This is a genomic window from Peptostreptococcus anaerobius 653-L (assembly GCF_000178095.1).
Classification (GTDB): domain Bacteria; phylum Bacillota; class Clostridia; order Peptostreptococcales; family Peptostreptococcaceae; genus Peptostreptococcus; species Peptostreptococcus anaerobius.
Genome location: NZ_ADJN01000043.1, coordinates 93,891 through 119,431, shown reverse-complemented (window position 1 = coordinate 119,431; position 25,541 = coordinate 93,891). Strand labels below are relative to the sequence as shown.

17 protein-coding genes are annotated in these 25,541 nt (G+C 34.8%); 13 read left to right on the top strand and 4 right to left on the bottom strand.

The genetic code is table 11. From position 1 onward, the window contains the following. Nucleotides 1-2 precede the first annotated feature (2 nt). Nucleotides 3-7,163, top strand: coding sequence for a cell wall-binding repeat-containing protein (locus tag HMPREF0631_RS09570; protein ID WP_002843815.1), 7,161 nt, complete (start codon nt 3-5; stop codon nt 7,161-7,163). Between the two features lie 229 nt (nt 7,164-7,392). On the opposite strand, the gene HMPREF0631_RS04950 is transcribed toward HMPREF0631_RS09570, so the two are convergent. Both HMPREF0631_RS04950 and HMPREF0631_RS04945 read right to left on the bottom strand, forming a co-directional pair. Next, entirely contained in the window at nt 7,393-7,950 is a 558-nt protein-coding gene (locus HMPREF0631_RS04950; protein WP_002843856.1) for a dihydrofolate reductase, read from the bottom strand. Between the two features lie 8 nt (nt 7,951-7,958). Next, nucleotides 7,959-8,792 carry a thymidylate synthase gene (locus HMPREF0631_RS04945; protein WP_002843727.1) on the bottom strand — a complete coding sequence of 278 codons (834 nt, stop codon included), beginning with the start codon at nt 8,790-8,792 and terminating at the stop codon, nt 7,959-7,961. Nucleotides 8,793-9,204: 412 nt separating this feature from the next. Between HMPREF0631_RS04945 and HMPREF0631_RS04940 the strand changes: the two genes are divergently transcribed. Continuing rightward, nucleotides 9,205-10,398 (top strand): iron-containing alcohol dehydrogenase, encoded by a 1,194-nt coding sequence (locus tag HMPREF0631_RS04940; protein WP_002843763.1) that lies wholly within the window; start codon nt 9,205-9,207, stop codon nt 10,396-10,398. A gap of 311 nt (nt 10,399-10,709) precedes the next feature. Beyond that, complete coding sequence (locus tag HMPREF0631_RS04935) at nt 10,710-11,537, top strand: hypothetical protein (RefSeq protein ID WP_002843788.1); 828 nt, start codon at nt 10,710-10,712, stop codon at nt 11,535-11,537. A 54-nt stretch (nt 11,538-11,591) separates the two neighbouring features. Here HMPREF0631_RS04935 and HMPREF0631_RS04930 read toward each other — a convergent pair whose 3' ends face one another. Together HMPREF0631_RS04930 and HMPREF0631_RS04925 are read right to left on the bottom strand one after the other, a co-directional pair. Next, complete coding sequence (locus HMPREF0631_RS04930; RefSeq protein ID WP_002843779.1) at nt 11,592-12,446, bottom strand: thermonuclease family protein; 855 nt, start codon at nt 12,444-12,446, stop codon at nt 11,592-11,594. Nucleotides 12,447-12,568: 122 nt separating this feature from the next. Next, nucleotides 12,569-13,054: a GAF domain-containing protein gene (locus HMPREF0631_RS04925; RefSeq protein WP_002843848.1), complete on the bottom strand. Its 486-nt coding sequence runs from the start codon at nt 13,052-13,054 to the stop codon at nt 12,569-12,571. A gap of 204 nt (nt 13,055-13,258) precedes the next feature. Here HMPREF0631_RS04925 and HMPREF0631_RS04920 point away from each other — a divergent pair, with 204 nt between their 5' ends. The 10 genes from HMPREF0631_RS04920 (at nt 13,259) to HMPREF0631_RS04880 (ending at nt 25,436) form a co-directional block, all read left to right on the top strand. Next, nucleotides 13,259-16,225, top strand: a complete 2,967-nt coding sequence (locus tag HMPREF0631_RS04920) for a sporulation and cell division repeat protein (protein WP_242821662.1) — start codon at nt 13,259-13,261, stop codon at nt 16,223-16,225. A 12-nt stretch (nt 16,226-16,237) separates the two neighbouring features. Continuing rightward, nucleotides 16,238-18,220, top strand: a complete 1,983-nt coding sequence (locus tag HMPREF0631_RS04915) for a hypothetical protein (RefSeq protein WP_002843756.1) — start codon at nt 16,238-16,240, stop codon at nt 18,218-18,220. Then, entirely contained in the window at nt 18,220-18,396 is a 177-nt protein-coding gene (locus HMPREF0631_RS10000) for a hypothetical protein (RefSeq protein ID WP_002843747.1), read from the top strand. The genes HMPREF0631_RS04915 and HMPREF0631_RS10000 overlap by 1 nt, the downstream gene beginning before the upstream one ends. A 10-nt stretch (nt 18,397-18,406) precedes the next feature. Next, nucleotides 18,407-19,426, top strand: coding sequence for a UDP-glucose 4-epimerase GalE (gene galE / locus HMPREF0631_RS04910; protein ID WP_002843809.1), 1,020 nt, complete (start codon nt 18,407-18,409; stop codon nt 19,424-19,426). 10 nt (nt 19,427-19,436) lie between these two features. Continuing rightward, complete coding sequence (locus HMPREF0631_RS04905) at nt 19,437-20,546, top strand: DUF3798 domain-containing protein (protein ID WP_002843795.1); 1,110 nt, start codon at nt 19,437-19,439, stop codon at nt 20,544-20,546. A 16-nt stretch (nt 20,547-20,562) separates the two neighbouring features. Next, nucleotides 20,563-21,729 (top strand): DUF3798 domain-containing protein, encoded by a 1,167-nt coding sequence (locus HMPREF0631_RS04900; RefSeq protein WP_002843821.1) that lies wholly within the window; start codon nt 20,563-20,565, stop codon nt 21,727-21,729. A 117-nt stretch (nt 21,730-21,846) separates the two neighbouring features. Then, the gene (gene asnA, locus HMPREF0631_RS04895) at nt 21,847-22,851 is read left to right on the top strand and encodes an aspartate--ammonia ligase (RefSeq protein WP_002843785.1); all 1,005 of its coding nucleotides are present in this window, start codon (nt 21,847-21,849) and stop codon (nt 22,849-22,851) included. Nucleotides 22,852-22,870: 19 nt separating this feature from the next. Next, nucleotides 22,871-23,395, top strand: a complete 525-nt coding sequence (gene hpt / locus HMPREF0631_RS04890; RefSeq protein ID WP_002843759.1) for a hypoxanthine phosphoribosyltransferase — start codon at nt 22,871-22,873, stop codon at nt 23,393-23,395. Nucleotide 23,396: 1 nt separating this feature from the next. Next, nucleotides 23,397-24,182, top strand: a complete 786-nt coding sequence (locus HMPREF0631_RS04885; RefSeq protein WP_002843819.1) for an HAD-IIB family hydrolase — start codon at nt 23,397-23,399, stop codon at nt 24,180-24,182. A gap of 9 nt (nt 24,183-24,191) precedes the next feature. Further along, nucleotides 24,192-25,436 (top strand): BaiN/RdsA family NAD(P)/FAD-dependent oxidoreductase, encoded by a 1,245-nt coding sequence (locus tag HMPREF0631_RS04880; protein ID WP_002843790.1) that lies wholly within the window; start codon nt 24,192-24,194, stop codon nt 25,434-25,436. Nucleotides 25,437-25,541 lie beyond the last annotated feature (105 nt).

Here is a 25,541-nt window from a genome sequence, read left to right as displayed (position 1 = left end):
TCTTGAAAAAAAGAATAATTACACTAGTATTGGCAATAACCATGGTTCTTCAAACCATGGTGCCACTTACAAGTTTTGCTAAGGATACGACTCCTGAAAAAAACAGTCTAGTCAAGGTAGGAACTATTGATGTTAAGTCCTATCCACAATTAGATGCAAAAACTGTACAAGAAGCCAATAGACGAAAAAAACGAGAACTACAAGGACGTAGAATGGAAAGGGGAGCCCAACTATTTAGGTCTCCCTACTTCCCAAATCAAGATCCAACTGCTGAACAAAAACCGCTTATATTTGCAAATGTAAATGCGATTTTCACAACAAGAGGTCTTGACGGAGGAAACTTTGACTGGGAAGGTGTCTTTGGCAAAGACGTAGATGGAAAACTTAATAAGGCACAAATTGTTTTTGAACAAATGGACGATAAAACATCAACAAGAACAGGAGTAAAGTTCTTCTTAAAGGTTGATAAAGCAGGAACCTATACTTGGTCTGATAGCGAAGGTAAGCCAACTAAACTTCCATTATATTCAACAAATCTGAAGCCTTATAGATATGAAGTGCTTCTTGATGAAGATGTAACAGAACACGTCAAACTATTGACAGCAAGATTTTTTGGAACCGAGGGAGGACATTCATTCGGCAAAGCGGATCCTAATACGGGAGAGATAGTTGGAAACATTAACCTTGACCTAAGTCTTCAACAAATTGCTTCAACTAAGTTTACTTCAAAATGGAATACGGGAGTAGTTGAAGCTGAGAGACCAAGAGTAGAAGGCTCTTATTTAACAGGATATGAAGCAACCCAAGAAGATTACGGTATTTTTAAATTCCCAAGTAACGATACCGACAAGACAATCATAAGAAACGATGCGCCTGACCAACAAAACCCAGGAGAATATAGTGAGTATCGAGCAAGTGATCTTGATAAAACACCAACAGTAGGTGTGGCAGATCCTGATCCTGATGCTACCGACACTTATACACTTGATAGAAATAAAAAGAAAATTTCTTATAAGGGCAAAACATATAAATATGATTTAACTTATGATGTCATAAAAGGTGGTAAGATTACTATGACAGAAGTTATTCCTGTGACCTTTGATGCTAATGGCGGAAAGTTTGCTTCTATAACAAAACCAGATGCAGAGCAAAAAATCGTAAAAGAAGTCGACTATGATGGCACATTAACTGACAAGGCAGAAAACCCAACTAAGGACAGGGAAACTTTTAAAGGTTGGTCAACAACTAAAGATGGAAAAACTCCTGTTACTGATGCTGAATTTGCAAACATCAAAGAAGCAAAGACTTTCTATGCTATTTGGGACAATAACGATATTGTTGCAGACCAACTTGAAGTAAAAGAATCATTTAAAGATGGCGACACTTGGGTTAATAGCTTTATTCCAACACTTGACAAATTAAAGGGACAAGTTAAGATTAAAGACGCAAGTGTTACTTCACAAGCATTAGCAGATACTGATAAATTTGCTATAGTTGATGGTGATAGAGAATACACAACAGATGAGGATTTAAAAACTTATCTTTATGACAAATTAAAAGAAAAAGATAATCCTAATGATGAACCTACAAGGGTAGAAACAGTTAAGGCAAAAGTAACTCATGCCAATGGCACAAGCCAAACAGTTGATATACCTATCAAGGTTATAAAAAATATCTACGAAGCAAAGACTTTAACAGAAAAGCCATTCTACGTTCCAAAGGATTATGTAAAAGTAACAGTAGATCCAACAACCAAGGCGAAAGACCCACAAAAATATTTCTACTATGTAAATAAAAATGCTAAGGTTGTAATTCCTGGAAAAGATCCAACAGGAGTTGGCGATAATAAGTTTGTTAAGTGGACAATAAAAGAAGACACTGCAACAGGAGACGGAACTGAATACAAACTTAATGACAAGCCAAGAACTCAATTCGAAAAAGCAAGTACAATCACAGCTCAATATGTTTCTGATGTAATTCCACAAACTGGAGAAGACAAGCCAAATACAGTTCCAGCTAATTTTGTTAAAGTAAGGTTTGTTCCAACAGATAAAGCTACTGATGAAACAAAAGCTGAAAAAATTTATTGGGTTAATCCTGAAAAAGAAGTAACTATTCCAGTTAAAGATCCAGTGGGTAAACAATACTTCACATTTATTGGCTGGAAGATGGGAGCAAAAGCTGATGGAGCTGAATACAATCCAAACACTCCAAAAAAGTTTACTGATACAAATGGAACGATAATCACAGCGACTTATGAAGAAGCTACGAATATCATTCCATTCGATCCAACTGATCATGATGACTCTAGCATAGTTAGACCTAATGGTTATGTTAAAATCACATTCAAGGCTGAAAAAGGATTAGAATTAACAGAAGAAAAAGCCTATTATGTTAAGAAAAATGCTGGAGTGAAATTAAGCGACATTAAAAATGATACGACAGACTATGGCTATCCAGGATATACAGTTGAAACTGGATACAAGTTTGATAAGTGGGATAAGGAAGATAAATTTGTAATCACAGATGCTGATATAGTTGTAACAGCAAAGGCAACAAAGCTTGACAATGTTATCCCAGAAAAAGATGACAAGGGTAATACTAATGAAAAGCCAGTAGGATATAAGGAAGTTAAATTTGTTGTTAAAACTGGAGACGAAGCTAAAGGTTCAATTACTGGCGTTGCAAAATTCTATGTAAATCCAACAGAATATGTAAAAATCAACCCACCAGCAACAAATGAAAATACAGGTTATAAATTTGGTGCTTGGGATACGGACGCTACAATCCCAACAGTTTACGACAAGAATACAACAATTACAGGATCCTTTAACGACTTGAAAGCTGTAATACCAAAGACAAAAAATGATGATTCAGAAAAACCAAAAGGCTATGTGACAGTTACTTTTGAAATTGAAAAGTTAGCTGGTAAAGAAGCCGGAAAAATTGTTGGTGGAGAAACTATCACTTATTTTGTGAAACCAAATATAGGTGTAACAATTCCTCAACCAAAGACTGTAGCTGACACAGGTTACGAATTTAAGGAATGGGATCAAGATACTACAACAACTAAGAAGTATAAAGCTGATACAACAGTTAAGGGTAATTTTAAAAAGCTTGACGACATTATTCCAGCAACTGATGGCAAAGGAACACCAAATGCAAAACCAGAAGGCTATGTAGCAGTAACCTTCGATAAGGGTGCTAATGGTAAATCAATAGAAGGACAAACTGTTTACTATGTAAATCCAACTGCAAACATAACTCTTGGAGATACAAAAATAGCTAAACCGACAGTAACTCCAGAAACTGGATATAAAGCTGATGGTTGGGATAAAAAAGATAGCCAACATATAACTGGAGATTTAACAGTTACTGCTAAATACAAAGAACTTTATGATGTAATTCCAAAGACAAAAGATAATGAGTCAGAAAAACCAGAAGGCTATATCACAGTAACTTTCTCTACAGAAAAAGATGGTAAGATAAAAGGTACAAAAGATACAACAAAAGTCCTATATGTAAATCCAAACAAGGCAGCAGTATTAACGCCATACGCGCCAGAGGTTACACCAAACACAGGATTTGACTTCGCTGGATGGGACACTCAAATCGAACGTGCTATCAAATACAACAACAATGATGTAATAAAAGCTAAGTATAATGTAAAAGGCGATGTTATTCCACAAGAAAAAACTGATGGATCAGACAAACCAGCAGGTTATTTAACAGTAACATTTGTTAAAGGTGACCATGGAGAATTAAATGGCAAAACAGTTTACTATGTAAAACCTAATAAAGAAGTAACAGTACCTGCTCCAGATGTTAAGCCAAGCGTTGGATATGAATTTGAGAAATGGGATAAAGAATTAACTCAAACATTTACTGCTGATACAACAATTAAAGCAGGATATAAAGCACTTGACAACATTATTCCTCAAGGAAAAACTGACAGCTCTGATAAACCTAACGGATATGTAACTGTAACATTTAAGGCAGATGCTAATGGTACTTTATCAGGCACAACAGTTTACTATGTGAAACCAAATGTTGATATAGACCTAACAGATACAGCAAAGGATATTAGCAAGAATCCAAATACTGGCTACACAGCCGAAGGTGGAACTTGGAGTCCGGCAATAGAAAATAAACAATATACAGCAGATGCAGAATATAAATTTAACTTCAAAGCATTGCAAGATGTAATTGAAAAAATAGACGAAAATACAAAGAAACCTGAAGGCTATATAACTGTTAAACTTATCCCAACATATAAGGCAACAGATAAGACTGAAAAAGTTTACTTTGTAAACCCATTGAAGGAAGTTACTATTAAAAATAAACCAGAAGGAAAAGAAATGGATATAAATGGAAATAAATCCTCCTTCAAATTTATAGGCTGGACAGTAACTAGAGGGGCTATAGCATCTTGGACTGACGAAAATATTAAGGGTAAATTTATCCAAGAAACTGACATCACTGCTAAATATGAGTTTAATTGGATTAATATACTCCAAGAGCCTATAGCAAAAGAAAATGCCGTTACAGCAAAGGGCGATGTACCTGAAGCTAAAGACTTAATCAAAAATATTCCAGGAAGCCCAGATAAACCACTTCCAGTTGGAACAAATATAACTTATGAAAAAACACCTGATGTTGATAACAAAGGTAATGTGACAGCAAAAGTTAAGGTTGAGTACCCAGGCGGAGCAGTTACTATAGTAGATGTACCTCTTACAGTTGTAGACAATGTAGTTCCACAAATTGGAAATGACAAGCCACTTGTACCAGAAACTTATGTGAAGGTAACAGTTGACACAACAAATACAGCAACGGATAATACAAAATTTGTAAATGTATTCTGGGTTAAACCAAATAAAAAAGTTAAAATTCCAGATATACTTGCTCCAACAGGAAAAAAAGTCGTGGAAAACGGAGTTACAAAGACAAATAATTTCAAAAAATGGAAATTAGTAGGAAGCAATCCTGAAAAATTCTATGAAACAGAAATTGAAGATACGTTCACTGCAAAAGAATCTACAATAGTTGCAACTTATGAACAAGACAAAAATGTAGAACCAAAAGGCAAGAACAATCAATGGATACCACAAGGATCAAATCCATCACCAAAAGATTTTATCGAAAATCCATATAACGATGATGATCCTAATAACAAAGATAACTTGCCACCAGGAACTAAAATTGAATTTGTTAAAGGAAAAGAACCTGACACTAAAACACCAGGAACAGATAAGAAAACAACTATTAAAATAACTTATCCAAATGGTGAAACTAAGGAAGTTCCAGTAAAATACAACGTTACTGGTGATGTAGTGGAACAAAAAGAAGGCGAAGACAAGCCAAATGTTCCAGATAATTATGTAAAAGTAATTTTAATCCCAACAGACAAAGCAACAGATGGAAAAAACAAAGTTTACTTTGTAAACCCTAAGGCAAAAAATGTTACTATAACAAAAAAACCAGAAGGTAAGAAAGAAAAGGTTAATAACATTGACCAAACTTACACTTTCAAGGGTTGGAAAGTTACAAAAGGTACAGTAGCTTCTTGGGCTAATGAAAATATCAATGGTCAATTTACTCAAGATACAGAAATCACTGCACAATATTCTACTAATGTTGTTCCAGAAAAACTAGTACCAGCACCAGTTGCTAAGAAGAATATTGTAACACCAAAAGGCGATAAACCAGAACCAGGAGACTTAATTAAAAATATCCCTGGAAGTGAAAAAGATCCACTACCAAAAGGAACTAAAATAACTTATGAAAAAGAACCAAAGGTAGATAAGCCTGGAGATTCAACAGCAAAAGTTAAGATAGAATATCCAAATGGAAAGACTGTTGTAATTGAAGTTCCAATCACAGTTGTAGACAATGTAGTTCCACAAATTGGAAATGAAAAGCCACTTGTACCAGAAAACTATGTAAAAGTTATTGTTGACACAACAGATAAGGCTGAAGAAAATACTAGATTTGTTAAGACATTCTGGGTAAAACCAAATGTTGAGGTTACAATACCAGGCATACTTGCTCCTACTGGAAAAACAGAAACAATCAATGGAGTAAAAAAGAAAAACAAATTTGTTAAATGGCAATTAGAAGGAAATACGACAAAAACTTATGGCAAAGAAATTAAAGATAAGTTCACTGCCAATGTATCTAAAATAATTGCAACTTATGAATTTGGTAAAGATGAAACGACACCAGACCAACCTGGCGACAAGCCAGGAGAGGTTGAAAAACACGGTCACAGATACATTGAACGTGTTGCTGGAAAGGACAGAGTTCACACAGCTATCAACACTTCTAGGAGATTCTTCAACAAGTCAAGATATGTAATCATTGCTGATTCAGGAAATTATCCTGACGCATTGACTGCAACTGTTTTGGCTCACGTATTGGACGCTCCAATATTGTTGAATAACACAAGATATCTAGAAGATGATGTTGCAAGAGAAATTGTAAGATTGGGAGCTAGTGAAGTTATTATCGTTGGTGGTCACAAGTCTATTTCTGAAAATGTTAAATCACAATTAGCAAGATACGATCAAAACAGCGTACAAAGAATTTGGGGTCGTGACAGATATGTGACTTCATCAGAATTAGCTTACGAAATCCAAAGATTAACTGGCAAAGTGAACAAGGCCATCATTGCATCTGGAGAAAATTTCCCTGACGCATTGGCAACAGCACCTCTTGGTTCAAAAGAAATCGCACCAATTCTATTGGTTAGAAGAAATCAAATTGACAAGAAGGTAGACAAGGCTCTTAAAGATTTGAACATTAAGAGAGTTTACGTTGCAGGTGGACAACATTCAGTATCCAAGAAATTGGAAGAACAATTGCCACAAGTAATAAGAAGATTTAACGGACGAGACAGATATGAGACTGCAGTTTTAGTTGCAAGTTACACATATCCAGAATCTAAGGAAGTATTTGTAGCATCAGGAGAAGTATTCCCTGACGCATTGGTAATCGGACCTGTGTGTGCAAGAAGAAAAGCACCGATACTTTTATCAAGAACAACACCAGTAAAAGTAACTGATGATTATATCGAAAAATCTAAGATAGAATATCTATATATTATCGGTGGTACGAATACAATTTATGCTGAAACAGCACACAAATACGCAATAGAAGATTAAAAAAATATTTTTAGCCGGGCACTTAGTGTCCGGTTTTTTATTTGCTTAAATATTAAGATACAATTTTTTTCCTGAGTTCAAGTGAATATTTTGCCATGAAAAAACCGACCTCCCAATTGTTAGATTTTTAGGTCTAACTTTTGGGGGTCGGTACAATGTTCGGCGTTTTGTAGTTCAGATTTTTAGACTTTTTTATTTTTAGACTCTTTCCTATTGTATAATACTTAAATTATTTTCTATCGTATACCGTAAATTTATACCTAGGTGCAGTTTCAGGATCTATATAGGCAGATTCAAAGACCAACTGCCACTCATCATCACCAAATTTGGGGAAGAATGAGTCAGCTTCAACAGCTTGATCTTCATCGATAATAGTAACGTATAGCTTGCTAGCTACATCCATAAACTGCTTGTAGACATTGTCTCCACCGCATATGAAAATATCCTCATTGGGATTATTTATTGCATAATCTACAAGTTCTTCCTTGGAATGTAGGCTATAGGCACCCTCATAGGAACCATCCCCACGGGTAAGGATTATATTTTTCCTATTTGGAAGGGGCCTTCTTGGGAATGAGAAATAAGTCTTTCTACCACATACAATAGTGTGGTTTAGAGTGGTTTCCTTGAAATACTTAAGGTCATCCTTTAGGTAAAATAGCATATCTCCGTTTATACCAATTGCATTTGTTTTTTCAGTCATTGCAACTATCATATATATATTTTTTACTGGAGCAAGTCTAGCATCCTTATTCTTAGATTCATTTGATATATTCATATTTAACATGATATCACCTATATAGCCATTTCAAATTTAAGGTTTGGTTTTACTGGATTGTAGTTTTCCATAGTAAAATCGTCTATAGTGAAATCATAGAAATTAGTCTTTTCAGGGTTTAGAACAAGTCTTACTGACTCGTCATTTTCCTGAGGTTTTCTAGACATTATTTCTTTTGCCTGGTCAATATGCCTGTCATAGATGTGGGCATTGTTTACGTAGTGACAGAAGACACCTGGTTCTAGACCCACATGACGTGCCACCATCATCTGTAGGGCAACGTACTGGATCTTGTTGATGGCATTGGCAACTAAGAGGTCAGATGATCTCTGTATCAAGGTCATATCCAAGTAGCCATCACGAGCAGTCCACTGAGTTTCCATAGCACAAGGGTGTAGGCCCTTAGTCTCAGCAAGGTCCGCCTCCTGATAAAGATTGATTATATGCCTTCTACCGTATGGCTGGTTCTTTAGGCCATCAAGAAGTTTGTTGATTAGGTCATATCTTTTAACAGTTGCACCGTATCTTTGACCAATTGTCCTGTCACCTATATCCCATTCATCCCACCAAGTTATACCGTACTTGTCTTTTAATATGTCAAGGTCGTTTGTCTGGTCCTGATATATCCATAGTATCTCCTTGATACCAGACTTCCATGCTGTTTGGCGTAGGGTAACTATTGGAAGTTCCCCCTTAGATAGGTCATACTTCTCAAACACCTGGTTGACAAATATTGTATGAGATGGGCTACCATCAGCATATTTAGGTCTTACTTTTTCGCCTTCAGTTGAATTATTTGAAGTCATTATTTCATTGCAAAGATTTTGTAAATTTTTATCCGCTATTGTCATATATACCTCCCAAAAGTTGATTTTAGAGTTTTGGCTCTATATTCTTGTTATATTGGCAAAGCACAATAGTGTTACCAATGTAATATTATACCATATTACATACCCAGTATAAATAAAAGATAAGATCAAAAAAGATATTATATATCATATGCTATAAAAATAACAATTAACTATTTCAAATTTCTATTGATATAATCGTTAAAATAGAAAAAAACTCAAAAAATTCTTGGATATTATCCCAAAATAAAAATATAATAGCAAAAATTAAACAAAAGTATAATGAAAATATATAAATTATAGTTAAAATATTGACTTTATTAATCAGGAATAATATAATGAATTTATGCTAGATATAAGCCAGCTTAAACAGGGTTGGGATAGCATATAAAAAATATATAACGGAGGTTTTACCATGTGGGAAAAAGACATTAATGTAAATGAAGTCAAGGAGATAAGATTAAAAACTACAGCATATCTAGGAGCTGGTGCGATTAACAAGTTCAATGACATAGCTCAGGAATTAAAGGCAAAAGGTCTAGATAAGATTGTTATACTTACAGGTAAGGGAGCATATAAAAAGACAGGTGCTTGGGATGTAGTTGAGCCAGCACTAAAGGCAAATGATATAGAATATGTATTATTTGATAAGATAACTCCAAATCCAGAGCATAAGGACGTTGATGATGCAGTAGCTCTAGCTAAAACAATAGGAGCCAACTGTGTAATAGGTATAGGTGGTGGTAGCCCTATAGATGCAGCAAAATCAACTGCTATATTGCTATCATATCCAGAAAAGACTTGTGCAGACCTTTATGAGTTCGAATTTACACCAGATAAGGCTGCTCCAGTAATAGCTATCAACCTTACTCACGGAACAGGAACAGAAGTAGATAGATTTGCTGTTGTATCTATACCAGAAAAGGAATACAAACCAGCAATAGCATATGACTGTATATATCCTATGTATGCCATAGATGATCCAGCCCTAATGGTAAGCCTACCAGAATTCCAGACTATGTCTGTATCTGTAGACGCAGTTAACCATGTATTTGAGGCCTGTACATCAGTAGTAGCCAACCCACTTAGTATATTACTTGCAAAAGAAGTAGTTAGACTAGTACATGAATACCTACCAAAGGCTCTAAAGGACCCTAAGGATGTAGAAGCTAGATACTACCTAGTATATGCATCTATGATAGCAGGTTCATCATTTGATAATGGATTACTACACTTTACACATGCTCTAGAACATCCACTAAGTGCTATAAAGACTGATTTCACTCATGGATATGGACTAGGAATACTACTTCCAGCAGTAGTTAGACATACTTTTGAATCAAGAAGAGCAACTATAGAAGAAGTATTTGCACCAATATTTGGTGATGAAAAAGATATAGATGCCAACAAGGCTGCTGAACTAATCAAGGAATGGTTAAGATCTGTAGGACTTACAAACACTCTAAAAGATGAAGGATTTTCAGAAGACCATCTAGACAAGTTGACTGAACTAGCATTCACTACACCATCACTTGATGGGCTATTGGGATGTGCTCCAGTAGAAGCAACTAGAGAAGTTGTAAGAGCTATCTATGCAGAATCTCTATAATAAAGGAGCAATTTAATTATCTTATTTGACAGAGAGGGGATTGCCCTCTCTGTTTTTAGATTTATTGTACATTTAGCTATAACTCTTAATGGACTATTATGGGCTAATGAAGTAACATATAGGAATATTTGCAAGTTTACTTTTATATAAGAGTGGAAAAAACCCAACAAATTTGCTATAATTATAATCAATTATAGGATAAGCGTTTTTATATGTAACTTGAATAGGTATTGTATAAAGGTCTAGTAGTGAAAGCAATACTTGTAATACTTATAAAGTTGTTATTTATAATCATATTATGGAGGTGTACCATGAAAGAAACGAATAGAATAAATTTAAAGATGGATATTGAAAAAAATATTTTTGAAGTGGATGTGACAAAGGACTTAAGTACCCTAGAAATAATAAATATTTTAGGACTTGTAATGTCTGAGTACAATATGATCCTGATGACTCAAGATGACATGGAGTCTGTAGATTTCTTGATAGGAGACAAAAGGGCAGTAGTAGATAGGATTCTTGAAATTGGTCCAATAGATATTGATTTGGTAGAATATAAGGTGAATACATTTGGAACTGCCAACCACTATGTCTATGAAATTGATGAACAGGAAGGTATGAGTATACTAGATGCTATCTGCATACTGTCTATATTAGGGTCATACCTGGAAGACACAATGATAGATGCCTTTGCTATGGATCATAGATTAAAACCTTTAGACAAGCAGGAGGCAATCCAAGAGATAGGCAATCTTAGGGAGATGATGGAGATAAATATGCACCTGCTGCAGATTTATGGGATGATAGGGTGTACCTACAAGGATGAGAGAATAGTGGATGAATACTATATTGACAGAATAGTGGACAATGTAGCTATAACTCTAGAAATAGCCCAAGACATGCTAGATAATCTTGAAAGTGATATGGATGATGAAGATATGCTAGATATTGATAGGGAAAGGTATGACCTAGTCGAAGATATGGGTAAAAATAAAGGTAAGCATAGCCATCACCACCACCATGACGGTTGTTGTGGACACGACCACAGTGAAGGCCACCACCATGACGGTTGTTGTGGACATGACCACAGTGAAGGTCACCACCATGACGGTTGTTGTGGACATAAGCATAGAAATTAGTATTGCAAAAAAGGCAGTACCTAAGATATCGTATCTAGGTCCTGCCTTATTTATTTAAACTTTAGAGTGCTTATATCCAGCAGATTCTGCTTCTTGAGGGTTCCTAAAGTATATTATATTTTTTGGGCTGATTTTATTGTAGTACCTATCACCAGGCATATGGTATATGTTGGTTCTTTTATTAGCCCTAACAGGCCCCTTGCCCTGAGTTTTAACCTGTGTGTTTTTAGGTTTTGAAGATACGTTTGGTTTTGCAGTAGTCTTTGGTTTTACAGTAGTCTTTGGTTTTTCAATAGGTTTTGGATTTGTATTAGATTTCTTCCAAAGACCTATATTATTTTTTCTAGCTAGGGATTCAAGTTCTCTGAAAATAGGGATGTATTTTACATCAGGTGGATAAGTGTATACATGACCATATCCGTTTTTTACTAGCTGAGCATTGTACATCATAGATATTACTTCATTTTTGCTAGGATTATTAGATGATGGTCTTTGAATCCATACATATCTTAACAACCTACCGTATTTATCTGTATCCCTTACATCTTTTTGTAGGTATACTGTTTTTCCTGTAAGTTTGGACTTTGCATAGTTACTTGCCTCTTTTCCATAGTATTGAACTGGTTTTTTAGGGTGGACTGTTTCAGGTGTATCAACACCGACCATCCTGATTTTATGGACCTTACCTGAAATACTAACAGAGATTGTGTCTCCATCTACAACCTTGACCACCCTGGCTTGTACAAAATTATTTGCCTTGGATTTAGGGGCCTTGTAGTCTTTTTTGTTTTTATGAGCATTTAAGACCTTAGAATCTATTGAGTTTGTGCCACCAATGGATCTGACTGTGAAAAGACATAATCCCAGTATACTTGCAATACAAAGAGATGAAATTTTTTTGAAATTCATAAACTTTACCCCCTTTTAAATTATTGAATGTATATATTCTACCATTCTTATAGATGTATTTTCAAGAGTATATAATATATACATAGTCACAAATAATAAAAAATGAAGCTATAATTTATAAATTAGAAGACATATTTTTCTATTAGCTTTACTGCTTCCTTCAAGTATTTTTCCTCTAGTTGAGTAAACCTAGATAGTTCAGCACTATCCATATCTAGTAGGCCTACACACTTTTCTCCTACAATAATAGGTATAACAAGTTCAGAATTTGATGCAGCATCACAGGCTATGTGACCAGGAAAGGCATTGACGTCATCAACCCTAATTGTTTCCTTAGTTGAATAGCATTTACCACAGACACCCTTGTCGTAAGGTATTTTTGTGCAGGCTGGCATACCTTGGAATGGGCCAAGTTCTAATTCCTTTTTGTTATCCAGATAGAATCCGCACCAATTTAGTCTACCTACAAGAGCATTTATCAGTGCTGATGAATTGGCCAACTTTGCTGTCTGAGAGTCGCTGTTATCAACTAGTCCTCTTAGGGCTGATAGCATACTTTGGTACTTTTCCTCAAGTGTTAAATTTTCAAAAATCTTAATGTCAAACATAATCTAGTCCTCCTCGTATATATATTGTTTAATTATACCTATTATTTTGTGAAATATGCAGAGCTTATCTATAATTTATGGTATAATAATTATAAGTATGTAATTTGGTATATTTACTGTAAAAACTTTTACTAAAGTATTATACCAAAAATATATTATTATTAAAATATGAATTTGTGTGCACAGCACTAATATAAATAAGGAGTGAATACTTTGAATAACATTGGAAAAAGTCTTATAAAAGAAGCGGTAAGAGAAGTAGATGAACATTTTATAGTAGACAAGTCTAAAGTCAATTCAGATCTTGACAAGGCTTTGAAGAATAAGTATGAAAAAGTAAATAAAGATGAAAAAAAATATATAGAGTTGTTGAGATATAATATTATTTTCTATAAATCAATAATTAAAAAGTTGGAATCTATACTTGAAGTATGGATCCAGAACGATGTAATATTTAGTACAGAAACAGTTGATAAGAGTATTGAAAACATAACTGATAGTTCAAGAAAGTATGTTAACAATGCTATGAAGAACGGCAATAAGGTACTCAATGAAAAGGACAAGAAGATATTTTTGTCTTATGATAAGAATACTGGATTTAAAAGAATAGAAAAAATAGAAAATGACTATAAAATACTTAACCTTTATAAGGACATTCTTGGTATGGTAATTAATGTTATCTCTCTGGATGTAGACAAGTATAGTCCGATTCTTGAAATGAGTACAGAGTCAGCTAAAATAGATATAATGAATGAAATTTTTAATGAAATAAATTCAATTCTTTTTAATGCGACAAAAGAAAAGAGAGAGTTCAAGGATGAAGCCTTGGTTGATGAAGAGCAGGTTGGTAGCGAAGAACTAGCTGATGAACATAAGAGTATGAGCTTTATAAAGTATGTTTCAATGCTTAGCGCTCCTGAGGTACTTGTTAAAATTAATGATGTACATAGAAAGACATCTGAAATGGAAAAAATGAGCGAGATGTCTTATCTCTTCTCAGAAGAATATAAGGAATATGTTTCATGCGTTGTATTATTGATGGACTATGTTTCTGCTGACAATAGAAGGTTATTTGCTAATACTTTCAGATTATTTGTAGCAGGTAAAATCGGTGAAAGTCAGTTCAAAGAGATCGTTGAGAGATTGGTTAGAGATAATACTTTCATGGACAAAAGGACTTGGCTGGAGTGTCAGAGTATAGTAAAGTGTGACTTTAACATGGAAAATAGCAACTTCTTTGGAGAGAGTATGAGCCCAGACGAAGATGAATTGTCTACAACTCAGTACCTGAGATTGGTAGAATCTTTCAGTGGTAACGGAACTATCGCAGAAGAAGTGGATTCTATATACCAGTATGAAGATGATGAATTTGATGAAGACGAAAGACCTAGAAAGAAGCTGTTTGGTTTTGCTAAGTTCTTCAACAAGATTGATACTGAAGATGAAGATTATGACGATGAATACTATGATGATGAGGAAGAAGAAGTATACGACGAAGAATATGACGAAGACTATGATGAAGACTACGATGAAGACGATAAGACATCATTCTTGTCTAAGATAGGATCATTTTTTGCTAAAAAGGATGATGAATATGAAGAATCTGATGAGGAATATGATGAGGAACAAGATGAAGAAGATGTTCAAGAACCATATTCAACAGATGAAAAGTTCAGGTCAAACCAAAAAGAAATTCAGGACCAGAGTGCAGTTGCAATTCTAAAGTTGAGACAAAAGAGTGAGAACAAGGAAAATGTTCAGAGTAAAAAAGAACTTGATAAATTAAAGGATGAAAGAAATATAGCAGAAAACCTAAAAAATAATATCATGGCTCCTTACTTTGGAAACTCCGATGTATTTGTAAAGGAAGAAGATATCATATACAAAAATGGAGTTAAGACTTGCAAGGTAAGTAAGGCTGGTGACAATGAAGATATCAAAAAAGATTCTACTAAGGAAGATTTTACTGAAGAGAATCCTACTGAAGAAGAGTTTAAAGAACTTGAAGATATGATATCTATGACAGGTGAAGACAAGGTAAGGTCAAAGAAACTTGAAAGTAAGGACATAGCAAAAATAGAGTCAAATAAGCTAAACAAGTCACTTGACCTTGAAGAAGATAGGACATCCAATGAACCCCAAAAGGACCTTGATACATATGAAGAGTCTGAAATAGAAGAAGATGAAGACTTTGAAGATGATTTTGAGGATACTGGTATATTTGGCCTAAAGGACAAATATGATGCTTTCAGGGAAAAAATGGCAAGCAAAAAGGTTGAAAGAGAGCTTAAGAAGTACAGCAAGGATAGGGAAATAGATGAATTTGAATACGATGAGCCTAAGAACATATTCTCTAAAAAGGACTCAAAAAATACTCATGTACTTGAAGACAGTGAAGAAGATACAAAATCAAAACTACAATCTGGTATAACTAGTATGTTTTCAAAGATAAAATCTGATGATGAACCTGGATATACAAAGGGTAAGATAGTGAGGGATTCGGTAATAGTTATAGCCCTTATGTTGGTGGTATTCTTTGGATATACTCATGTAATAAAGAACTTTTCAACGCCTAGTGTTTCAGAGACAAACAAGACAAGCCAGATGAAGGCTGACAAGAGGTCACAAGACAAGACTAAGGGTTCAACTAAGGACCAGGGTGATGAAGTTGATACAAAGGAACTTGCAAAGAAGAACTCTAAGATAGAAGAAGAGGATTCTATAACAAAGCAGGCTTCAGAATTAGATAGGCAAGCAGATGAGTACAAGAATAAGGGTCGTTACTATACAGTATTTGTAGGGGCTACAAAGGACAAAGATGGTGCAGAATCCGTTGCCAATAATTTTAAGGCAAGAGGAGTTAACCCTGTTGTCGTAAGAAATGCTGGCTACTATATGTTGAAGGTTGGTGAGTATTTCGATTACAACCAGGCTGCAGCTGAATCAAGTAGAATAGGTGCAAAGGGCATACAGAATTATATATCTGCCCAGAACAAGTACTATGACCTTAAAATTAAAGCATTTGAAACAAGGATTCCTAAGTTGACATCCGAACAACTTAAAACTGACTATAATGATTTGAAAAATCAAATTGTATCGAGTGGCAAAAATGCTGGATATATTTCTAACTTAGACGAAATTTACGAAGCGGGATTAAAAAGTAAGCAATAAGGGGGTAATCTTTTGTCAGATTCAGAAAAAGTGATTTTTGTTGCTGAATCAGGATTTGCCCTAAGTGGAATTGAAGACTATAAATTAGAGGATAAATGCCTACACTTAACAAACCTTGGAAATATTTATATTTCCAAGGTTGATTGTTTAAAGGAAGCTGAACAAGACCACCTAGAGTATTCCTATACAGAAAGCAAGATTAAATTAAAAGCAGAGGTTGATGGGGATAATATAAACATCGTATCTCCTAGTATCAATTTTTATGTATCAGAAGATGGACAGACTTCTAACATATTTACCAACCTGCTTATGGTTTTGGATATGGAAGAGTTTGCACAGATAAATGATGGACTTGATGAAATGATATTTGACTTTGAGGACAAGTCGGCTATTGTAACTATAGATTCAAGAGAGGCTTATGCAGGAACTTTTGAAAGGGCAGACAAGAGGTTTGTATTCAATAGTTGGGACAAGAGGTTTGAGTTTTCTTACAAGGATATTGAGGCATATTGCCTAGATGAAGATAGGCTGACTATAAAGGGTTATTTCTATAGTGATAGAGAGTCTAAAGTTAGCAGGAAGATATCTTTTATTACCAAGAGAATCAACGATTTTATACCTTCAAATTTTGATGAACTGGTAAATGAAAACTTCAAGTTGGGATTTTTACCTAAGAATGACCCTATTGTATTTTGTAAGGTGAGTGGAATCATGAACTCCAATGACTACCTACAAAAGCATATGTACCTTATAAGGCATGAAGATCTCTTTGTCATGTATGAGAAGAAGTCCAAAAAAGAAGTTATATGCAAAAGTATCCATGAATTTACAAAGTTGGATATAGGAGATGGCTATTATATTGTTTATGATGGTCAGGATGTGTATAATATATATTTAAATGACAAAAATGCTCAAGAGATTGGGTTTGATAGGATAAAGCCTGTATCAAATGAGTACATAGGCTATACAAAAGAGTATAGGCCATTCTTTATCAAGGTAGATCAAGATAGGATTGGTATATACAAGTCTTACGATAAGTGCGTTCTTGATATTGAGAAAAACTTGGTATCTGATATTTCAGTTATAGATGATAAGGACAGTGATATAGACTTTTATGTTGAGACACAAATCAAATATAAGGATAAATATATTGTAATTAACATTAGAAAAAGTTTATTGAAAGATTTATCTGAGGAAATTTTTTCTGAGTATCAAAGGACCCTTCTGGATTCTGTAGGTATGGACGAGGTATATGAAAATTGGATAAAATCTATATCCGATATGATCGTATTTAATTTTTACGGTCATATATACGCTATGAATAGCAAGTACCAATATATGGCTGACAGGGATATCACTAGCGTTGACAAGATAAATTTTATCAATGACCTGTATTTAGACCTTCATGATAGGTTGGAGAGTATAGACTTAACTTCAGTATATATGGCTGAAATACTTGAAACTAATGAATTAAACTACTTTAGGTCACTTAGAAAATCATGTGATCTCTCACAGTTAGAAAGGCTTGAAAGACTCTTTTTTGAGATAAGAAATGACATAAAAGAAGATATTTTTGAAATTATAAAGTGCATGGAAAATGTAAACCAATTATTTCTCCCTTTAGAAATGAGAAAGTCGGTTGCCAAGAGAATGAAAGAGTCTGAGTTATACCAGTTGGATTTTTATTGTGACTTATCCTACAAGAAGCTTAGTCACCTAATATACAATTTACTGCCTCACTATGTATCAAGAACTGTCAAAAAAGTATTTGAAATATATGAAAACATCTATTCAAATTATATGACATTGGATGAGGATGAGGTAAAGCTAGAGATGATGGATAGGATAAAGTCAGCCCATGTATTTAGGCAGTTTAGTGTAGACAAAGATTCTAAAATTTTAAGAAAAGACGTTATAGATGATTTATATTCATTGATGAAGTTTGGAAAAATGAAGGTTGACAGCGACTTTTATTATACTGGAGGATATAGATAGTGATTATAAATGATATATTAAACAAAGAATATAGGTTATGTGATTTTGAAGAGAGACAAAAAAGCGTAATCTATAGGGAAGTTGACCTAGATAGGTTGATTTTGGGCGATTCAAAAATGGATGAAGATAATTTAATTGAAATAGTTGATTCTGATATTGCAAGTAAAATGATTTAGGAGGGGAAGAATGAGCATATTATTAGCAGGTGGTGCTGGCTATATAGGAAGTCATACTGCTGTAGAATTGATAAATAGAGGCTATGACGTAATAATAGCAGACAACCTTTCTAATAGCTATGAATTAGTTATTGATAGAATAGAAAAAATAAGTGGTAAGAGGCCTAAATTTTATAAGGTTGATACTAGGAATGAAGATTTCGAGAGGGTTTTCAAAGAAAACAATATAGACATATTGGTGGATTTTGCAGCCTACAAGGCTGTGGGAGACTCTGTAAAGAATCCAATAAAGTACTATGATAACAACTTGTTTTCATTGATCAATACCTTGAAGCTGATGGACAAGTATGATGTAAAGAAGATTGTATTTTCATCTTCTGCAACTGTTTACGGTGTAGTAGAAGAAAAACACCTACCTGTCAAGGAAGACTACCCAAGAACTAGTGTGAATCCATATGGAAGCACTAAGGTGATGGGTGAACAGATATTAGAGGATCTTTATAATGCTGACGATAGCTATTCAATTGCTATATTGAGATACTTCAATCCTATAGGTGCCCATGAGTCTGGTTTGATTGGTGAGGAGAGTACAGGAATTCCAGCCAATATAATGCCATATATGACCAAAGTTGCCCTGGGTGAATTACCATATCTAAATGTATTTGGAGATGACTATGATACCAAGGATGGAACAGGTGTTAGGGACTATATCCATGTTTTAGACCTAGCGAGTGGCCATGTAAATGCAATAGAAAAGCTTCTAGAGGGTGGATTCGGTCTACAACATATAAACCTTGGAACAGGTAAGGGATACAGTGTGTACGAGCTTATTGAGGCCTTTTCAAAGGCATCAGGTATTGATATAGCTTATAAGGTTTGTCCTAGAAGACCAGGGGATGCTGCAGTCTCTTATGCGGATTCTACAAAAGCTTCAAAGGTGTTAGGATGGACAGCCAAGTATGATATATATGATATGTGTAGAGATTCTTGGAACTGGCAAAAACAAAACCCAAATGGATATGAGGGTTAGGAGGAAGTAAATGAAAAAATGTGTTTCTAGTTTGATTCTTTGCTCTATATTGGCACTTACAAGCGCTTGTTCTTCAGGAAATAAGCAAGATCAAACTAATGAAAAATATACAAATAAAAAGTCTAAGATAACTGTCTATATGCCTAAGGGCCAGTACATAGATAACAAGTATTTTAATAATAAAGATATTGTGATAAACTACTTGCCACCAGTTAAGGGTGATTTTGAACAAAAAGAAATAGACAAAATTGCAAATAGCATAGATAAAAATGTTAAGGTCTTGATTATATCTTCAAAAAACAAGGGTCTTATAAGTGTATTTGACAAGGTCAAGAAAAAGCTACCAGGTATAATAACTATTGCGGCTGATATGCAGGAATCCAGGGAAGATGACAGTAGGAATCTTAGAAAGGACATTAATATAGAGGTTGATATGAAGCTTGATGAAAAAAGGAATGCAAGGCACATAGCTACCCTATCAAGCCAGATGGGAGCTAATACTTTTGCCTATGTATACAACAAAGATTCTAATGACCCCGAACAGTATCTAGACCTAAGTGAAGCTAGAGAATACTGCAACCAGTCATCAATCAAGTTTGTAGAAGTGCCTATGTCTATAAATGATGTGAAATCAGGCAAGATACATGAGGTTACTGACAAGCTTGTCAAAGAAAATGGCAAGGAAATAGCAGTATATACTAGTGAGGTAGAATTGACGGGGGATATATTAAAGGACGCCTTGAAATTGGGATATATAGTACCGGATATAAATAGTGACCAAGATTCTCTTATACTAGCCAAAGAGCTAGGGCTTGAAAAAGAAATGCATAGCCTAAAACGAAAAGATTTTGACGAGAATGTTTCATCAGTTCTTGACAAGAAGAATATGAAAGGTAGAATAGCTGGACTAAGTGAGAGCAGGCAGGGGATTACTACTGAGATAGCAATAGAGACAGCTTTATATATGTACGATAAGAGCTTTGCCTTAGAGGAATGCTATGAGGATTCTTCTATCAGGGATAGGGCCAATCAAGAATTGGGTCTTTTAGTTGAACCCCAGTATTCAGGTTCTGCTTATGGATATGTTAGGTCTATATACCTAAGCCCAAGAATTTACTAGGAGGTATATTGTTGATATGACTTTTAAGAAAATTAGATTTACCCTGGTAGGTTTAGTATTGATGGCTACATTGACAGCATGTGGTTCAGGGGAAAAGAAAAAAGAAATTGTCGATACAAAAGATGATAAATTTACTAAAGTGGTGATACTTACCGACAGTGAGAAGCTTCAACCCAATGAATATTCATCAGCTGAAGCCTTAGTGAAGAATAATGAATACCAGAAAAAACATGATAAGGATGAAAAATTAGACATAAGTCATAGCATTTTACCAGATGATATGGATAGTCAGGCTATGAATAAAATATTTGATAAGATAAAAAATGATAAAAATATAAATACTTTGGTTGTTTCTTCTGAAAATTCTGGTATAATACATTATATTAAAAGTTTAGACAGGGCTAGAAAGGATATAATAACTATATCTGCTTTCTCAAGTAAAGATGTCAAAGACCTAGCAGAAAACTTTGATATAGCCCTTGACTATGAAAAAAAGACAGATGCCAAGGAAATAGTCGATATAGCAAAAACATTGGGTGCAGAGAGGTTTATCAGTATAGTTGATGAAGAGTCACTTGGTCATGACCATAAGCAAGAGCTTCTTGCTGAGCTTAGGGACAAGTCGTCAAAGATAGATACACCATATGAAGAAATTAAAATCCCAAGTGGTATGGACAGGATATCTAAGAAGGCATATGTGTCCAATGAGATCAGCAAGTATATTTCTAAGTACGGAAATGATATAAACTTCTATCCAACATCCAGAGACATAGACGAAGTGCTATTGAATAGGTTGGTTAGTGATAAGTTTATTATAGCTGAGCTATCTCAAAGAAATTCAACTAAATTTATAATGGATATATATGGACTAAAGCAGATTGGTAGGATGAGTGAAAATTATAATCTACTTAACGGACAGATTTCTAGCTTTTTCAATACCAACTATGGCTTTGGTGGTAGGGTAGCAGGTCTTGGAGCAGAGCCTAGGTCGCATATAATCAGGTATGCTACCCAGCTTGGGGTAACCCTTAATTCTAAGTCTGCAAAGCCAGACAAGGCATATAACACATATTTTTTAGAGCAGGTATCTACAATTAGAACTCAGATATCAGCCGGTTTTAAAACACCCTACAAACAATATAAAAATTACAAAGTTATGAGCGTAGACCAGATAGTATACTAATACACAAGGGTATTTGAGTTTATATGTAGTTTGTTCACCAAAACTATCGGTGACAGTTAAACTCAAACTAGCAAGGTCGATCATATATAAATTAAAGTAAACAGGAGGATGTGTATTATGGTAATGATAATACCAAAAGATTACAAATGCGAAATGGGTGTCTTAGAGACACAGAAAGCTATAAAGGAGTTAAAGGACTTTTTCCAGAATGAACTAGCGAGTGAGTTAAACCTACTTAGAGTATCATCTCCACTATTTGTTCTTCCAGAGACAGGCACTAATGATAATTTAAATGGTATTGAAACACCAGTTTCATTTACAGTTCCATTTTTAAATAAAAAGGCTGAGATAGTACATTCATTAGCAAAGTGGAAGAGAACAGCCATAAAGAAGTATGAAATACCTGTAAATGAAGGTATATACACAGATATGAATGCCATCAGAAAGGATGAAGACCTAGACAACCTACATTCTCTTTATGTAGACCAATGGGACTGGGAATACCATATAGAAAAATCAGACAGGACTTATGAAAAGTTAGAGTGGATTGTAAGAAAAATATTCGATGTATTTAAGAGGACAGATGATTTTATATTATCTAAGTATCCAGACTTTGAACCACTTCTTCCAGATGAAATAACTTTCGTATCATCACAGGAGCTAGAGGATGAATGGCCAAACCTAACAGCCAAGGAAAGAGAGAGAGAAATAGTAAAAAGACACAAGGCTGTATTCTTAACAGGAATAGGAAAGGCCCTAGAATCAGGTGAAAAACACGATGGTAGATCTCCTGACTACGATGATTGGGACTTGAATGGAGACTTCCTATTCTACAACCCTGTTCTAGATGACGTAATAGAGTTGTCTTCAATGGGTATAAGAGTTGATGAAGAAGCCCTTGAAAGACAGCTTGAAATTGCAGGAGCAGAGGATAGAAAGAAATTTGAATACCATAGAGACCTATTAAATGGTGACCTACCATATACTATCGGTGGAGGTATAGGACAGTCAAGAATTTGTCTATTCTTCCTAAGGAAGGCTCATATAGGTGAGGTGCAGGTTGGTATATGGCCAAAGGGCATGGTAAAAGACTGTGCAGCAGCAGGAATTCACCTATTATAATTAAAGTAAGGAGAAAAATATGTATCAGATTACAGGGACTATGCTAAGTCAGGAAGAAATTGAAAAGAAGGTTGTAGAACTTGCTGGAAAAATCCAGAAAGATTATGAAGGACAGGATATACTGCTTGTAGGTATATTAAAGGGGGCAAGTGTATTTGTTGCTGACCTTATGAGAAAGATAGACTTAAATGTAAATATAGACTTTATGAGCGTTTCTAGTTACGGTAGTGGTACAGAGTCTTCAGGAACAGTGAAGATACTAAAAGACCTAGACGTTGATATAGAGGGAAAAAATGTCCTTATAGTTGAGGATATAATAGATTCAGGAGCTACTCTTAGAAACTTATATGATACCCTAATGACAAGAAATCCTAAGTCATTAAAGCTATGTACTCTATTGGACAAGCCTGAAAGAAGAAAGGTACATATTGATGTAGACTATGTTGGATTTACTATTGAAGATAAGTTCATTGTAGGTTATGGTATAGACTATGATGAAAAGTACAGAAATCTTCCTTATATAGCAATGGTAGAGGATATCTAGGATGGGAAAAAGAAAATATTTTTTCTTTGATATAGACAATACTATAGCTATTGGATTTCCTAGGGTTGTACCTGAGTCTACAAGAAGAGCCATAAAAGCCCTACAAGACAAGGGCCACTATGTGTCTATTGCCACAGGTAGGATGCACGTTATGGCCAAGGACTTTTGCCAAGACTTGGGTATAAATAATATGGTGACAGACGGTGGAAATGGTCTAGTAGTAGATGGAAAGGTTGATATAGAACCGCTTGACAGGGATATGGTAATATCCATTGTCGATGAGTTTGAAGAAAAAAATATACCTTGGAGTATATGCCTTGACGATACAAGGATGTGGTATACAAAAGATAGGACATTTCCAGATGCTATGGAAAAAATACTTAGACTAAAGTCATATATGGACACAACCATTGTAGAAAATATGAATATCAGGGACTATGATACTATATACAAGGGGTTTGCATATCTCAATTTAGAAGAAGAGGCAAGGCTTGAAGGTCTTAAGAATGTTACCTACACTAGGTATTCTGACCACTATATAATAATAGAACCAGATGATAAGTCCAAGGGCATAAAGAAACTGATGAAAATAATGGATATCAAGGACGAGGATATAGTTGTTTTTGGAGATAATACAAATGATATAAAAATGTTTAGGCCTGAATGGACCAAAATTGCAATGGGAAACTCAGTAGATTCTCTAAAGGACCTTGCAGACTTTGTCACAAAAGATGCAGATGATGACGGCATAGAGTATGCATGTAAACATTTTGGATGGATTGACTAGGAGGCAAGTATGAAGAAAGTTTTGGTTGTTGGTGCAGGACCAGCCGGTATGATGGCTGCCTATCATGCAGCAAAATCGGGTGCAGATGTGACTATATTTGAAAGAAATCCAATTATAGGCAAGAAACTAAGGATAACAGGAAAGGGTAGGTGTAATATAACCAATGCCCAAGATCCTGAAGATATAATAAAAAACATCTACAAAAATGGTAATTTTATGTACAGTGGAATCTATTCATTTTCCAATGACATGGCTATGGACCTATTTAAGTCATACGGGCTTAAAATCAAGATCGAAAGGGGACAGAGGGTATTCCCTGAGAGCGACAAGGCTATTGATGTAGTTAATACATTTGATAGGATGATTAAGGATGCAGGTGTCAAGTTGATTTTGAACAATAGGGTCAAATCTATAGAAGTTGATAAAGATAAGAACATACTAGGTCTTAGGACTGCTGAAAATGACCTTGTATCTTGCGACTCTATTATCCTAGCTACTGGTGGCAAGTCCTATCCACTTACTGGTTCAACAGGAGACGGCTATAAAATGTCTAAGAAGTTAGGACATACTTGTACAGAGCTTAGTCCTTCCTTGGTAGGGCTTGAGACTATGCCTAGACCTAGTAGTGACTTGGTGGGGCTAAACTTGAGGAATGTAAGTATCAAACTCTTAAAAAATGCTAAGCCTATATATAGTGATTTTGGTGAGTTGGAATTTAGGGATTATGGAATAGATGGCCCAATCATTAAGTCAGCATCTTGCTATATATCTGATAAGGGTGATTACGAGGTTGAATTAGACCTAAAACCTGCCCTTTCATTTCAAAAATTAGATAAGAGATTGCAGAGGGATTTTGAAGAATTTTCTAACAAGGATTTTGAAAACTCGCTAGTTAAGTTGCTTCCGAAGTCTATAATCGGCTATATAATTGATGAATCTGGAATAGATAGAAAAAAATTGGTTCACCAGATTACTAGACAAGAAAGACATAACTTGGTGGGTCTTATCAAATCTATAAAATTCCATATAAAGTCAACAAGACCTATAGATGAAGCCATAGTTACATCAGGTGGCATAAATGTAAAAGAAATTAATCCATCTACTATGGAGTCAAAGATAGTAAAAAATCTTTATTTTTGCGGTGAGATTATAGATGTTGATGCCTTTACAGGAGGTTATAACCTTCAAATTGCATACTCAACAGCCTATCTAGCAGGCATAAATGCAGCCCAAGAAAATGGATCTGGTATATAAATATTATCCTATATTAAAGAAGAGCTTGTGATATATAAATATGTGATACTAAATACTAGTTTGTTATATATAAAAAACAGATAAAATAAATAAAGAGGGGCAAAA